The sequence below is a fragment of the Calothrix anomala FACHB-343 genome, from assembly GCF_014696435.1.
GTDB lineage: Bacteria > Cyanobacteriota > Cyanobacteriia > Cyanobacteriales > Nostocaceae > Aulosira > Aulosira anomala_A.
Genome location: NZ_JACJQG010000009.1, coordinates 138,281 through 153,949, shown reverse-complemented (window position 1 = coordinate 153,949; position 15,669 = coordinate 138,281). Strand labels below are relative to the sequence as shown.

The 15,669-nt window shown below is 39.7% G+C and carries 14 protein-coding genes; 11 read left to right on the top strand and 3 right to left on the bottom strand.

Annotated features, from left to right (window positions below):
• The first annotated feature begins 247 nt into the window (after positions 1-247).
• Complete coding sequence (locus H6G08_RS07215; protein WP_190540000.1) at positions 248-1,003, top strand: THxN family PEP-CTERM protein; 756 nt, start codon at positions 248-250, stop codon at positions 1,001-1,003.
• Between the two features lie 195 nt (positions 1,004-1,198).
• Complete coding sequence (locus tag H6G08_RS07210) at positions 1,199-2,656, top strand: AAA-like domain-containing protein (RefSeq protein WP_190539998.1); 1,458 nt, start codon at positions 1,199-1,201, stop codon at positions 2,654-2,656.
• 219 nt (positions 2,657-2,875) lie between these two features.
• Here H6G08_RS07210 and H6G08_RS07205 read toward each other — a convergent pair whose 3' ends face one another.
• A complete protein-coding gene (locus H6G08_RS07205) occupies positions 2,876-3,901 on the bottom strand; it encodes an anti-sigma factor antagonist (protein ID WP_190539996.1) in 1,026 nt (341 codons plus the stop codon).
• A gap of 221 nt (positions 3,902-4,122) precedes the next feature.
• Between H6G08_RS07205 and H6G08_RS07200 the strand changes: the two genes are divergently transcribed.
• Complete coding sequence (locus H6G08_RS07200) at positions 4,123-4,920, top strand: 7-carboxy-7-deazaguanine synthase QueE (protein WP_190539994.1); 798 nt, start codon at positions 4,123-4,125, stop codon at positions 4,918-4,920.
• 175 nt (positions 4,921-5,095) lie between these two features.
• Here the strand turns inward: H6G08_RS07200 and H6G08_RS07195 are convergent, their stop codons facing one another.
• Positions 5,096-5,740, bottom strand: coding sequence for a DUF3318 domain-containing protein (locus H6G08_RS07195; RefSeq protein WP_190539992.1), 645 nt, complete (start codon positions 5,738-5,740; stop codon positions 5,096-5,098).
• Between the two features lie 77 nt (positions 5,741-5,817).
• Positions 5,818-6,375, bottom strand: a complete 558-nt coding sequence (locus tag H6G08_RS07190) for a type III secretion system chaperone family protein (protein ID WP_190539990.1) — start codon at positions 6,373-6,375, stop codon at positions 5,818-5,820.
• A 501-nt stretch (positions 6,376-6,876) separates the two neighbouring features.
• Between H6G08_RS07190 and H6G08_RS07185 the strand changes: the two genes are divergently transcribed.
• The 8 genes from H6G08_RS07185 (at position 6,877) to H6G08_RS07150 (ending at position 15,543) form a co-directional block, all read left to right on the top strand.
• Positions 6,877-7,956 (top strand): amino acid ABC transporter substrate-binding protein, encoded by a 1,080-nt coding sequence (locus tag H6G08_RS07185; protein ID WP_190540056.1) that lies wholly within the window; start codon positions 6,877-6,879, stop codon positions 7,954-7,956.
• 80 nt (positions 7,957-8,036) lie between these two features.
• A complete protein-coding gene (locus H6G08_RS07180; protein ID WP_190539989.1) occupies positions 8,037-8,960 on the top strand; it encodes an amino acid ABC transporter permease in 924 nt (307 codons plus the stop codon).
• Positions 8,961-9,024: 64 nt separating this feature from the next.
• Positions 9,025-10,176, top strand: coding sequence for an amino acid ABC transporter permease (locus tag H6G08_RS07175; protein WP_190539987.1), 1,152 nt, complete (start codon positions 9,025-9,027; stop codon positions 10,174-10,176).
• A gap of 178 nt (positions 10,177-10,354) precedes the next feature.
• Positions 10,355-11,101 carry an amino acid ABC transporter ATP-binding protein gene (locus H6G08_RS07170; RefSeq protein ID WP_190539985.1) on the top strand — a complete coding sequence of 249 codons (747 nt, stop codon included), beginning with the start codon at positions 10,355-10,357 and terminating at the stop codon, positions 11,099-11,101.
• A 295-nt stretch (positions 11,102-11,396) separates the two neighbouring features.
• Entirely contained in the window at positions 11,397-12,668 is a 1,272-nt protein-coding gene (locus H6G08_RS07165; protein ID WP_190539983.1) for a glycosyltransferase family 4 protein, read from the top strand.
• Between the two features lie 796 nt (positions 12,669-13,464).
• Positions 13,465-13,923: a ribosome silencing factor gene (gene rsfS, locus H6G08_RS07160; protein ID WP_190539981.1), complete on the top strand. Its 459-nt coding sequence runs from the start codon at positions 13,465-13,467 to the stop codon at positions 13,921-13,923.
• A complete protein-coding gene (locus tag H6G08_RS07155) occupies positions 13,920-14,420 on the top strand; it encodes a CGLD27 family protein (RefSeq protein ID WP_190539979.1) in 501 nt (166 codons plus the stop codon). Before rsfS ends, H6G08_RS07155 begins: the two co-directional genes overlap by 4 nt.
• Positions 14,421-14,589: 169 nt before the next feature.
• On the top strand, positions 14,590-15,543 hold the full coding sequence (locus tag H6G08_RS07150) for an asparaginase (protein WP_190539977.1): 954 nt from the start codon (positions 14,590-14,592) through the stop codon (positions 15,541-15,543).
• The last annotated feature ends 126 nt before the right edge of the window (positions 15,544-15,669 follow it).

Genomic DNA, 15,669 nt, shown 5'->3' with positions numbered 1-15,669 from the left:
AAAAAGTTAGCAATAGCTGGATTAAAGACTTAATAAAAGCAACTTTTAGCTATTGCAATATAACAAGATACGAACATTTGTATATTTACCTAGGCTATATCCGTTGACATACTGAGGACAAGGACTAGTCAGAGTTAGCTATTTTTGCGTTGCTGTAAGTTCAATTACACAAAGCTATAACAACCAGAAATTCTTGTGGGCAATCAGATCCATTATTAACCTTTACCTTTTTCCAATCATTAGTTCTATGGCAACCTTAAATCTTCTGATAAAATTCTCTATTGCGATTACCGCTACCACCGCATTAGGATTTTTTGCTTCTTCAGCTAATGCTTTATCTCTAACAAGTTCTTCTGCTAATTGGAGTAATCCTGTCGGTGGAACTAATATCAAATATCAAACTGTATATACAGAAAAACAAATACGTTGGGGACAGGATGTAGGCAATGGTCAGAGTGGATTAGGATTTAAAGGAGTTGGCTCATTAAATTTCAATATCGATCAGGTATTTAAAGTTGGTACGCTGACACACTATAATAAAGCGATCGCTTCAGGAACAGCCGCCTCAAAAGTAGATCTAGGAATCAACTTAAACTTTAGCGGTTTGCCCATAACATCACAAACTTTTAACTTTAGCTTTAATATTGACGAAACGCCAAACGTAGGCAGAGTTAGTGATTGCCCTTATTACAGCGTTACCGTCTGCTCTGATAAAATTACCTTCTCTACTCCCAAGAACGTAAACACCTTTAGTCTTGCGGGTTTAGACTATACCTTACAACTTGTAGGATTCAGCCAGTCTGCCACTGGTACCCCTGTAAATAATTTCATTTCCCAAGAAGGTGGTAGTAACTCAGCTTACCTTTACGCTAAAATTACTGCTGCTCCACCCAAAAGAGTGCCTGAGTCTAGTTCCGCTTTAGGTGTAGTTGCTTTTGCTGCTTTAGCTGCTGTTTCTCGGCTGAATCAAAAACAACGATTAAAATCTCTAGCTAAGGTATAGTGTCATACATTCGATTCTCGCCAACCTCTGATTCTGACTGCTGTTTCTTCCTTGGTAAGAGACAGCAATTTTTTATTTTCAGCTTTCCAGGGAAGTTAGCCAAAAACTAAGAAGAATGCGATCGCAATTTTCATCCAGTAAAAAAGCGAATAGACTAGTATAAATTATGCTAGTTACTCAGTATCTAAAGTCACTATGAAAAACATCGCAGGAGGATTAAAATTTGTTGAACAATTAGTTTATGCTAAAACAGGAAAATCTTTAACGGCTATCCAAAAGGCTGTCTTACAAGAATCTTGGGATGGTCAAAGAAAGACTTATAACCAGATTGCTGAAGAGTTCCAGTATTCTGCAAGTTATATTAAACAAACTGTAGCCCCACAATTATGGAAACTACTCTCAGAAGTTATAGGGGAAAAAGTTAATAAAACTAATATTAGAACTGTCGTAGAAAGGCGACAAGCCAATCAAAGCTCTACTAGATGTCAAAAACTAATTGAAAAATTGCGAAAGCGACTGGAGCCTTATTATAGCGGACAATTTCAGTCTATTCATACACAAAATCTTGTAGATTTTTCATTTCTAAATCATTCCCAATCACTTTCTTCCCTGACAAAATTAACAACAGTAATTCATCAAAAACCTATCGATTTAGAAACACCAAAAGGTTATGTTTCGTTAACTTCTGCGTTTTATATTGAGCGTATCCCTAATGAAAATCGATGTTATCAAGAGATAATCCATCCAGGCTCTCTGATTCAGATTAAATCACCAAGACAGATGGGCAAAACCTCTTTCATGGTCAGGATTATCGCTCATGCATCTATGTTAGGCTATCAAACTGTTAGCTTAAATCTTTTACAAGCAGATAAAAAAATTTTGACTGATATCAATAAATTATTGCGCTGGATGTGTGCCAACATTACCCATAAACTTAAGCTAACAAATAGGCTAAGTGATTACTGGGATGATGATTTGGGTAGTAAAGCAAACTGTACAATTTATTTACAAGAATATTTACTCCTGCAAATTGAAAATCCTTTAGTTTTGGCTTTAGATGAAGTAAACCAAATTTTTGATTATCCCGAAGTTGCTCAGGACTTTCTCTCTCTATTGCGTTCTTGGTATGAGGAAGCTAAAGATAATGATATATGGAAAAAACTCAGAATAATAGTCAGCAACTCTACAGAATTTTATATTCCATCAACTATCCATAAATCCCCATTTTCGGTAGGTTTTTCAGTTCAGTTACGCTCATTTAGCTGGGAGCAAGTGCAAGATTTAGCGCAGCGTCATCAACTTAATATCTCCATAGGCGATTTAGCCGAACTCATGTGGCTGGTAGGCGGTCATCCTTATTTATTGCGTATGGCTTTTTATCATTTAGCACACCAAGATTTAACTTGGGAACAACTGATGCAAACTGCAGCTTCTGATACAGGAATTTATAGTGAATATCTCCATCAACACTTGTGGTATTTACAACAGCACCCAGAACTAGCAATAGCTTTTGAGCAGTTACTAAAAGCAAAAGCGCCAATAGAGTTAGAGCAAGTACAGGCTTTTAAGTTACATAGTATGGGGCTGGTGAATATGCAAAATAATCAAGTAATGATAAGCTGTAATTTATATCAGCAATATTTTGGTAGATAGCTATTTGAGAATGGCAGAAATAAGGCCACAAAACATTGTTTACAATTATCTTTACATCACTAACTTGTAATCTCGTATTTTAGTTTTTCATCTTTAATTTAATGAAAAAAATAAATAATTAATAAAAAATCTGTGTACCTCATAGTAAATTCAACTGAGGCACACAGATTAATTGCGTGATTTATGAGTTACCCAAAAATTTGAAATGCAACTAATTTCTTAAACTGCACCACTGTTTTTATTAAAAAGAATAGCTACAGTTTTAAAAATTAGCTTCAGATCATACAGTAAACTCCAATTTTTTTGATACTGTAAATCCAAGCGAATTACATCTTCAAAACTACGTACTTTTGACCTGCCATTTACTTGCCATTCGCCTGTCATCCCAGGTTTAACATCTAAACGTTGCCACTCTGGTACTTCATAGCGTTCTACTTCATCAGGTGTAGGTGGTCGAGTACCAACTAAACTCATATCACCTTGAAGAACGTTCCAAAATTGTGGTAATTCATCGAGACTAGTACGCCGTAAAAAGCGCCCTACCTTTGTCACTCTAGGATCGCTTTCATTCTTAAAAAAAGCACCTTGTACTTGGTTTTTTACTTGGGATTTTTTGGCTTCTGCATCCACGCACATGGAGCGAAATTTCCAAATTTCAAACCGCTTCCCCATCCAACCACAACGGGTTTGACTAAAGAAAATGGGGCCGGGATCGTCAATTGTAATAGCAATGGCAATGGGAATCAGCAAAAATCCTGTAATTACTAAACCGAAGAGCGCTCCCACTATATCAATCAACCGTTTCATCCAAGATGCTACAGAAGGATGAGTAGTAGGTAGCTGCTCAACCTGACGCGCAGACGATACCTGAGTACTTGGCAGACTATGTTGTTCTTTTTGCGCTAATATATCCAAGGCTTCAATGGGAAAAACTCGATCCAATCCTGTGAGGTTGAGGACTGCCATTACTGGAGGAGTTACATTACGTAGTATAAATAATACTTGTTTTTCCTTGGCGGTTTTGAAATTACTGACTAAAGCACCTAAACCACTACTATCCATAAAAGTAGTTTGGTGAAAGTCGATGATTATTTGCTTAATTTGTGCATTTTCCTGAATTAACTTTTGGCAAGTTTGCTTGAATTCTACGCCTTCAAGCACAGTCAATCGGATAGGTACTTGCACTATTGCTATTTCATTTAAATAAGTAACGAGAAAATCGACCTCTTGAAGTTGGCTAGTCATGAAGCTCTGCACTTTAATTGCTGGGTAAATGTAAGCTGCAAAACATTAATTTTGTCCTCATGTAATTATCTATCATCACCTGTAATTAGTAGAAATCAGGACTAATTGCGGGTGACTTGGTAGAAACTGTAGATGGCTGCGAAGATTCACAATAGAACAAGAGACTAAAAAAGCTTACTTGCTGTTGTGAAGACGCAGCGCGATCGCCTGGCTATCATCCCATGACTTCTAAAACTACGGTTAATCCTACTGCACGTCTGATAGAGGTCTTTTCTGCTATTCAAGGGGAAGGACTCAATGTCGGGACAAGGCAGATTTTTATTCGCTTTGCTTTTTGTGATTTACGCTGTCACTTTTGCGATAGCGCCCATACTTGGAATGCACCAGACACCTGTAATATAGAGCAAACCCCAGGCTTACGGGATTTTGAAGTGCATTCTAATCCTGTCTCCCTACCCACTTTATTACAATGGGTTGAACGGCAAAATATTCCTTTTCTACACGATAGCATCAGCTTAACTGGGGGCGAACCTTTGCTTCATGCGCCTTTTTTGGCTTCATTTCTCCCCCAGGTGCGATCGCTCACCAATCTGCCCATATATCTAGAGACTGGAGGTCATCGCCCAGAACAGTTAGCTATGCTCTTACCCTACCTAGATTCCGTAGGCATGGATTTTAAGCTACCTAGTGTTAGCGGTGAAAGCTATTGGCAAGAACACGCTCAATGCCTTAAATTAGGTTATGACTCACATTTAGATGTTTTTGTCAAGATAATTATTTCCGAAAACACAGAGCCTACCGAATTGGAGCGTTCAGCTTTATTAGTGGCAGATGTGAGTCCTGAAATCCCGGTTTTTTTACAACCTGTCACACCTTTGGCTGACTGGGAGAAATTGGCAAATAAACCTATAGTTGCCCCTTTACCAGAACAGGTTTTGAAGTGGCAAGCTCTAATGAAAAAGTTTGTGCATCACGTTCGTGTTGTGCCGCAAACTCATAAAATGTTGAATCAGTTGTAAAAGGGCATGGGGCATTGGGCATGGGGCATTGGTCAACAGTCAACAGTCAACAGTCAAATAGAATTCTTAATTTTGAATTTTGAATTTTGAATTTTGAATTGTTTGCCCTCCTTGTCCCCTTCCCTCCCCTGCTCCCTAGTTACACAAGCAACTAGGAAGCGGGTGGAAACACTGATTAAAATCCACCTTCATCTACAGGTCTAGATTTAGTTTTTGCTTTATTGGCACTGCGTTTGAGGGCAGAAAGTCTTGCTTCATATTTTGAGCGCTGGCGTTTGCTAGCGGTGGTATCAATTAAAGTTTTTAAAGCACTACCCAAACTTTTATAAGCATTCGGGAGACTGTAACCAAAGCGAGTTGCTAGTGCGATCGCTTTTTCGTCAGCATCAACTAATTCTTTTAGTTGCTTTTCTCCATTATTTTTTTGGTATAAACGCCAACCAGAAACACCGCAAAGTGCTAATGCTAAAACTAGTAACAATCCATCCTGTACCCACAACTCACCGACAGCACCACCTAAACCAATAGCTAATGCTGCCATTTCCCAACCATCTTTGGGAATTGTGTCATTTTGAATGCGGGCGACTTCGTGCCAAAACAGCAGATTACGCTGATCCATAGCTAGGCTGTCCCATTTCACCAAGTCAATTTGAATTTCTACTTGGTCTTTACCAATTTCTTCGCTACGGATCAGGGGTGGATTGACCTCAGTTGTGCCTTCAACGGTGACCCAGCTCTGCAATTCTGGCGGTAGTAAGCCTTTTAAACGCCGAAGTTCACTCATTTCTGCTTTGGCAGAGGAGGTTGCATAGGATGTCATAAAATCCAGCCCTAGAAAAATTCAGTATATAGTGAGGGTATCACTTTGGAGTATAGCTATTTCAGTGATAATCCGCCTCACTCGTTAGGAAAACTTCCGCGCTTTTTTCTGGCTTCCATTGCTTTTTCAAGGATTTCTAATAATCCGGGAGCCTCTTCTTGAATACTCAGTAACAGTCTTTCGCCCAGTTCGATATTACCAGGGTCTTTACCTGTTTCCATGACCTCTTTTAACCTTGGCATGGCGATGCTATCAACAATTTGAATTAAGCCGCTCAAACAACGGTTAAATTGTTTCTCTGTGAGGATGGAGTCTTCTAAGGGAAACTCGATAATCGCACGGATTTCGCCATCTGATGGGTCATATTCCCATTGCAGCATTTTGGTTTCCCAAGAAATCGCCAACATGGTTTGTAGAATAGCTCCCTTATAAGGATGCTCTTGAACTCCTGCGATCACTTGAGGCGCAAATACCCGAAAAAATTTGCCTTCCTCATCCAATTGCACAACTATCAGGAAGTCTTCTAGGTGATCGGCTTCCACACCTGTGATAATCCGCTCTTCTTCGTCATCAACACGATAATCCCAACCAAGGTTGTCTAAATATTTAGCAATCTGTTTCAGATGAGCTCCCATAATAGCCTCATAAGGAATGCTGGAGCAGCTGTTACCAAACCTAGTTTAACCTGCTAGTGGCATCTGCCTAAGTTAGTACAGCTACTTCTGCTTTCCTAGAATTATGCAATTCAGCTTTTGTTGATTACAGGATTTACGCAAGAATTTCAAAAATACTGAATTTATTGAACCGCCTAGACTCCAAGTATGCCAAGAATTTAGAGAGTCTACACAGGAATTGATAGACTGTGCCTAAGTCTTATATTATCTAGTTGATGCTGAGTAGAAGTTCAAAGTTATAGCTTTTCGACATAGTTAAATAATTATTTTTTGCTGATTAAAAGCCCCATAATACTGCTTTTGATTTGTGCCAATTTTAGATTTTTTATCAAAAAATATGTTTGTATTAGCTAAATTTTTAATACAGGATACCAAAAAGTTTTATATTACAAACATCTACTGAGTTTTACAGAACAATTGTAGTAGTAAACACATTTTATCATGTAAATGTCCACAACTTTTATGGGTAAATCAGCTTTAATTTTAGCGATCGCACCTCTTATCTTTGCCATTAGTGCTTGTGGTGGCGAATCCCAAAATGCAAATAACAATGCAAATAGCACCACTAGTCCGCAAGCAGCACCAACAGTTAAAAATCGCTGGGATACGGTAAAAAACCGGGGTCAGCTAATTTGTGGTGTGAGTGGTGAAGTTCCAGGATTTAGTTTTGTCGGAACTGATGGAAAATATAGCGGAATTGACGTTGATGTCTGTCGCGCCGTCGCAGCAGCTTTATTTGACAACCCCGATGCAGTGGAATTTCGCAATCTCAGCGCCAAAGAACGGTTTACAGCCTTACAAACTGGGGAAGTAGATATTCTCAGCCGCAACACCACATGGACATTGAGCCGTACAACCTCTGTCGGTCTGGAATTTGCACCTGTGGTTTTTTATGATGGTCAAGCGATTATGATCCGCAAAAGTAGCGGTGTAAAATCATTAGCTGACTTAAAAGATAAAGCTATCTGCGTGCAAACTGGAACGACTACTGAACAAAATTTAGCCGACCAAATGCGCAAACGGGGTATTACTTATAAACCCGTAGTGTTTGAGGATGTTAACGTTACCTTTGCGACCTATGCACAAGGACGTTGTGATGGAATTACAGCCGATCGCTCTGCGTTAGTGGCGCGGCGATCGCTTCTACCCAAACCAGAAGACAATGTAATTCTTGATGAAGTCATTTCATCCGAACCATTAGCACCAGCAGTCGCCAAAGGAGACACAAAATGGGCGGATACTGTCAAATGGGTAGTTTATTCCCTAATTAAAGCTGAAGAATTAGGGATTAATTCTCAAAATCTCGCACAATTTGCCACTAGTAGCGATCCAGATATTAAGCGGTTTTTAGGAACAGAAGGAAACCTGGGTGAAAGTCTGGGGTTAACCAACGACTTTGCAGCCAGAATCATCAAGCATGTTGGCAACTATAGCGAAGTTTACGATCGCAATCTCGGCCCGAAAACAAAACTCAATTTAGCACGCGGTCAAAATCAACTGTGGTCAAAAAACGGATTACTCTATTCTCCACCTTTCCGTTAATCGCAGGATCAGATAAACCCACATCCAGAACTCATGACAAAAGACCATTGTACAGACGCGATTCATCGCGTCTCTGACAAATGACAAATTTCAAATTATTGTGGCGCGATCGCCGTTTTTGGCGAATTGCAGGACAATTAATCGCTGTATTTTTAGCAGCATTTGTAGTCACAATTCTCTGGAGTAACCTCAACCGCAATTTACAGCAACTCGGTATTCAGTTTGGGTTTAATTTTCTCCAGCAACAAGCATCTTTTGATATTGGTGAAACTTTAATTGCTTACAAACCAACTGATAGCTATAGTCAAGCCTTATGGGTTGGGCTAATTAACTCATTGCGCATAGCAATTATCGGAATTTTGCTGACAACAATTGTTGGAGTTAGTGCAGGAATTGCACGACTTTCTGATAATTGGTTAGTCAGAAATATCAGCCTAGTTTACGTAGAAATTTTTCGCAATACTCCGTTACTGCTGCAATTACTGTTTTGGTACTTTGCGGTATTTCTTGGTTTCCCCAAAGTTGAAAATAAAATCTCTCTCTGGGGGTTGATTTACCTGAGCCAAAATGGTGCAGAATTTCCTTGGTTCACTTTATCTCCAGAGTTTTCTGCTTTACTACTGGGTTTAACTTTTTATACAGGCGCATTTATAGCCGAAATTGTCCGCGCTGGGATTCAATCAGTACCTAAAGGACAGTGGGAAGCTGCGCGATCGCTTGGTTTAAAACCAGGGTTAGTCATGCGGTTGGTGGTGTTTCCCCAAGCCTTGCGGGTAATCATCCCACCGCTAACCAGCCAATATCTCAACTTGACCAAAAATTCCAGTTTAGCGATCGCTATTGGCTACCCCGATATTTATTTTGTCGCCTCCACCACCTTTAACCAAACTGGGCGTGCCGTAGAAGTCATGTTACTAATTATGCTTACCTACCTCACCCTCAGTTTAACAATTTCCGTAGTCATGAATTTGTTCAACCGCATAGTACAAATTCAAGAAAGATAACGGGATAAGAGAGAAAATTGACAATTGACAACTGTACAGACGCGATTAATCGCGTCTCTGATAAATGACTAATCCTCAACTATTGTGGCTGCGTAAAAATCTTTTTAATACTTGGTACAACAGCTTACTGACTATTATCTGTATAGCATTCCTAATTTGGTTAGCCAAAAGCATTATTATTTGGACAACTACCCAAGCACAATGGACAGTAGTTCAAGTTAACTTACGTTTATTCTTAGTTGGTAGATTTCCCCAATCCTTATATTGGCGCGTGTGGATTGTATTGGCGATCGCGTCCACTTTAACTGCAATAACATGGGGTGTATTTTCTAGTAAACAGCATTTAACAAAGCGTCAAATTGCAGTTTATACTTTTATAATTGCTGGATTTTTAATGGGTTTACCAGGGGATTTGACATCCCGAAGTTGGTTACTATTAATTTCTATTTTGTTAGCTATCGGATTCGGAATAGGCAGAAAATTTCCTAAAATAATATTGCCTTGGCTTTCCTTAACATGGTTATTATCTTTTAGTCTGATTATTTGGTTAATTGGTGGTGGATTAGGCTGGCAATCTGTATCTACAAATTCGTGGAATGGTTTACTACTTACCTTGTTAATGGCAGCAGTTAGTATTGTTCTTTCTTTCCCCATTGGAGTTTTACTAGCTTTAGGACGTACTAGCAATTTACCAATCATTCGTTGGTTTTCAATTCTCTATATTGAAATAATTCGAGGACTACCTCTAATTGGAATTTTGTTTCTCGCTCAGGTAATGCTCCCATTATTTTTACCAGTTGATTTACGTTTAGATCGAGTAGTACGCGCAATTACCGGACTCGTTTTATTTAGCGCGGCTTATATGGCAGAAAACGTGCGTGGCGGACTTCAGGCTGTATGGCGGGGACAAGTAGAAGCCGCAAAAGCATTAGGCTTGAATTCTCTGTTAGTGACTATATTAATTATACTACCTCAAGCTTTACGGGCTGTAATTCCCGCAATTGTTGGTCAATTTATCGGTTTATTTAAAGATACCTCACTTTTATCTTTAGTAGGATTAGTAGAACTAACAGGAATTTCCCGTTCAATTTTGGCACAACCACAATTTATTGGCAGATATGCAGAGGTTTATTTATTTATTGGCTCAATTTATTGGGTATTTTGTTACTCGATGTCTCTAGCTTCTCGACGCTTAGAAAAGCAAATTAGTCAATAGTCAATTGTTAGAGACGCGATAACCCTTGTCTGTTCAATGGTCAATGGTCAATAGTTAATATAGCAATCCTAAATAATTCATAAATACTTATCTTCCTTGTCCCCCTTCCCTTCCCTTTTGCCCCTTTTCCCCTTAGTTCACATATCAAATAGGAATTAGTTATTTAAGGTAAATTTTCATGGCACAATCAACATCAAATCCCATCATTATTGCCGAAGATGTTCATAAATGGTATGGGAAATTTCATGCACTCCAAGGTGTGAGCTTAACAGTCAATCGTGGCGAAGTCGTTGTCTTAATGGGGCCTTCTGGCTCTGGTAAATCTACCTTTATCCGCACATTTAATGCCTTAGAAGAATATCAAAAAGGCAAAATTATTATCGATGGTATTACCCTTAGCAATGATTTGCGCAATATTGACGCAATTCGCAAAGAAGTGGGAATGGTATTTCAACAATTTAATTTATTTCCCCATTTAACAGTACTGCAAAATATTACTTTGGCTCCTATTTGGGTGCGTCGCTGGACGAAGGCGAAAGCCCAAGATTTAGCTATGCAACTGCTAGAAAGAGTGGGAATTTTAGAACAAGCCCATAAATATCCCGGACAGTTATCTGGGGGACAGCAACAACGGGTAGCGATCGCTCGTGCTTTAGCTATGCAGCCTAAAATCATGCTATTTGATGAACCGACCTCAGCTTTAGATCCCGAAATGGTTCGAGAAGTTTTGGATGTGATGCGCAATCTCGCCAGGGAAGGAATGACAATGGTTGTAGTCACCCATGAAGTAGGATTTGCTCGTGAAGTTGCTGATAGGGTAATCCTCATGGATAGTGGTTTTCTGATCGAATCAGGCACACCAGATTCCTTTTTCAACCAGCCTCAACAAGAGCGAACTCGCAAATTTTTATCCCAAATTCTCTAACTTTCAGTATTTAATCTGAGAACTTGAATATTGTGCTGTCCAATCAAGATAAAAAACCAGAATTATACGTAAGTAATTCTACTTCCTTAGATTCTTCTTTATAGATGTAATTATTTACAGTTAATTTAATTCTTACTTAAGTAAGTATATCAAAGTTTACTTAATCTTCATAGAAAAATCAATGACAGAAAAACAGACTAAAGGGACAATGAATTAGGGTGTGTCAGAAGTTCAAAAAATCTTGGGAATAAATATTGTTTTTCAATAAAAAACCAGATAACTCTGACTAATTTTTATGCGGATTTTGATTTATTCCTACAACTACTATCCAGAACCTATTGGTATTGCTCCGCTAATGACGGAACTAGCAGAGGGACTGGTAAAGCGGGGACATCAGGTGCGTGTAGTTACAGCTATGCCAAACTACCCGGAACGTCAAATCTACTCTAACTACCGGGGTAAGTTGTTTCATACAGAATATAAAAACGGAGTGGAAATTCAACGCAGTTATGTCTGGGTTCGTCCAGAACCTAAGTTACTCGATCGAATATTGTTAGATGCTAGTTTTGTCGTCACTAGTTTTGTACCTGCACTGTTAGGCTGGCGACCTGATGTAATTATTTCTACATCGCCATCATTACCTGTTTGCTTGCCAGCTTCCCTTTTAGGTTTGTTATATAACTGTCCTGTAATTTTAAATCTGCAAGATATTTTACCAGAAGCGGCTATTCACTTAGGAATACTGAAAAATAAATTACTCATCGAGCTATTTACACAGTTAGAAAAGTTTGCTTATCACAGCGCTACTAAAATTAGCGTGATTGCTGATGGTTTCATCGATAATTTGCTCAAAAAGGGTGTACCAGCTAGCAAAATTGTCTCTATTCCTAACTGGGTAGATGTGAATTTTATTCGTCCTTTACCTCAAGAAAATAATCAATTTCGCGCCACACACAATCTTCAAAATAAATTTGTAGTTCTCTATTCAGGAAATATTGCACTTACTCAAGGCTTAGAAACAGTGGTGAAAGCTGCTGCGATGTTACGCCATATCCCAGATATTGTATTTGCGATCGCAGGGGAGGCGAAAGGGTTACGTAGGTTACAACAAGAATGTCTAAATTTCGGAGCAGACAACGTTTTATTGATACCCTTTCAACCCAGAGAAAAATTACCACAAATGTTAGCGGCTGCAGATGTGGGGTTAGTAGTGCAAAAGAAAAATGTGATATCTTTCAATATGCCGTCAAAAATACAAGTATTACTTGCTAGTGGACGAGCATTAATTGCTTCTGTACCGGAAAATGGTACTGCTGCTAAAGCAATTAAGCAAAGTGGTGGTGGCTTTGTTGTCCCTCCAGAAGATCCTCAAGCTTTAGCAAATGCAATTTTAGACTTGTATCAAAATCCCAAAAAAGTCAAAAATTTTGGTTATAAAAGCCGTCAATATGCTGTGGAACAATATGCATTTGAGCAAGCTTTAAATAACTATGAGTCATTATGCGAATCTCTTATGGTAGACGAGCCAGTAATTAATGCAACAACAATCTCGAATCAAGAAGTTTAAAATTGCCACAACAGTATGTAGCGATAGTAACTATCGGGAGCATCCCAATTTTGACGCAATACCCTAGAAGGGTATTGCTATACCAACAAAGCCTGCCTTCGCAGGCTAAAAGTTTGATAGCCTGCGAAGGCAGGCTTCGTATTTCTAGCCCCACCCTTATAGGGTGAGGGCGTTTTTGCACATTTGGGATGCTCCCTAACTATCAGCAATCAAGCTGACGATATGGTGATAATTAAATTGAGGTTGTCAATAGTCCATAGTCAATTGACTATTTATCTGGGACTGTTAATAACCTCAATTTTTATTTCGTTTCCTTTGTCAGAGACGCGATAACCCTTGTCTGTACAATTGTCAGTTGTGAGTTGTTTTTTGAAAGTAGTCTAATATCCTATCCCTTTATGGGTGGAGTTTTTATTGATTGTGTCAGATGCTCTGTAGTAAGTATGATTTCTCTATGCTTTCTTCCTATGAGAAGAGGAATAGTATACAACATGTAGTTATAATTATAATACATTTTGAATTATAAATGTAATTCGCGACTAATTGCTTGCAGTATAAACTTGCTCAGTAACTAACCATATTGAGTCTGTCTCTATTCTCACGAGCGATTTAGGTGAAATCATGCTTTCTAGTCCCTGAGCTAACTCAGCAACACAGGGTTGCTTACTGAGTTCAAAATCCAAACAGACCTTTTTTTTGTTAGGATGCAAAAAAAACAATTTAAACAGCTACAAGCTAATGGGTTGTGAAAAATTGTAAAAAGATGTAACAAAAGGCATAAAGCACCTGAGGGTTAATGTCTGAATTTTACCAAGGAGATTTTCCTATACAGTCCGTATCTTTGAAAAAAAGCGCGATCACTAGCCCACAGACCGAAACCGATGAAGCCAGAAAATTAGCGATAACTATAGCCGAAGCTGCATCAGACCGCAAAGCTGGGGAAATTTTATTGCTAAGAGTAGGAGATGTATCGTACTTAGCAGATTATTTTGTGGTGATGACAGGCTATTCTCGCGTCCAAGTGAGAGCGATCGCTGAAGCTATAGAAGAACAAGTAGCAACAGATTTGCAACGAAATCCTTTGCGCACTGCGGGTAAAGCCGAAGGAAGTTGGGTATTGCAAGATTATGGCGAAGTGATTGTCCACATCATGATGCCGAAGGAGCGGGAGTTTTATAATTTAGAAGCATTCTGGTCTCATGCTGAACGTTTAGAACTTCCAACAGCCGACGACGGTGGGGGTAAGCCAACATGATAAGATCCTCGGTTTCTAATTGCCCAGTTCCGACTGAACAACAACCACTCAATGAGTACGAACAATTAAGAACATCTTGGCTATTTAGTGATTGTGCCCTAAATTGGCGGCAACATATCACCAAAATGCTCATGCTTTGGAGTTTCTCCTGGATTATAGCTGGCCCCGTAGCCGCAGCTAGTTTTCCACCACATAAGCAGATTGGCCAGTTTCTTCTTTGCGGTGCAGCAGGCGCAAGTATTGGCGTTATCCTCCTACTGGTACGTTTGTACTTAGGTTGGTATTACGTAAGCGATCGCCTAACTAGCCGCGCAGTATTTTATGAAGAGTCTGGATGGTATGACGGTCAAACTTGGATTAAACCAGAGGAAATATTAAACCGCGATCGCTTAATCGCCACCTACGAAATCAAACCCATTCTCCGGCGCTTGCAACTAACCTTTGCTGGCTTGGCAGGAATGTTTGTTGCTGGTAGTATAGTTTGGCATTTGTTATAACTCGTCATTAGTCATTTGTCATTAGTCATTTGTCATCAGACAACTGACAACAGACAACTGACGATTGTACAGACGCGATTAATCGCGTCTCTGACAACTGACGCCATCAATCGCGTCTTTGACAACTGACAAATCATAAAAAATAACAATAAGAGATAAATTTTAACCCATGACAATGGGAAAGCGAACTCAAGCCGCAGCCTTGGAAGTCAGGTTGCTCCGGGAAGGAATTATTGAATCGAGGCACATAGTCCAAGCTGTTGTCTGCGACGAACGGGGACGGGTTTTATCCGTTGCTGGGAATGCGGAAACGGCTACATTTGTCCGTTCAGCACTAAAACCATTTCAAGCCCTAGCAGTCACATCTACAGGTACTTTAGAACGTTACGATCTCAGCGATCGCGACTTAGCTATCATCACTAGTTCCCATAAAGGTAGCATAGAGCAAGTCAGACAGGTATTTAATATCCTGTGGCGAGCCGATCTTGACCCCAGCACCCTCCAATGTCCGGTTCCTGAAGGTAAGCGGAGTCCTCTAGAATACAATTGCTCTGGGAAACATGCGGGAATGTTAGCCGTATGTCAGCAACGCCATTGGCCTTTAAATAATTACCTAGAACGCAAACACCCAGTCCAACAGCTAATTCTCAGCAAGGTAGCAGAATTGCTGCGAATGCCATCTGAGGAATTTATTGGCGTTCATGATGATTGTGGCGCACCCACTTACTTGATGCAACTGGGTCAGATGGGTTCGCTTTATGCCTTGCTAGCCTCCGGGAAAACTTTAGATATGGAGCGGATTGTCAGAGCTATGACTCATCACCCAACAATGGTAGCGGGAGATGGGGAATTTGATACCGAACTCATGCGCTTAACTCCTGGGGAATTGGTAAGTAAAGCTGGTGCAGAAGGAGTACAGTGCATTGGCCGATTAGGGGAAGGCATGGGATTAGCAATTAAAGTTATGGATGGAAGCAAGCGGGCAAAATACGCAGTTGCCATTCACTTACTGCAACAAATGGGCTGGATTACTCCCAGCGTTGCCGAAAGCTTATCTGAGAAGTTTATGATCTTAGGAAAATACAAGCGTTTAGAAGTTGTCGGAGAATTATCGCTTTTGTAGTTGCCAAAATCTAAACTTTAGGTTTATACTAAAAAAGTGAACAAGCGACGCGGGATAGAGCAGCCTGGTAGCTCGTCGGGCTCAACAAGCAAAGTTAACTAAACGCTTATCAGTTGATTTTGCATT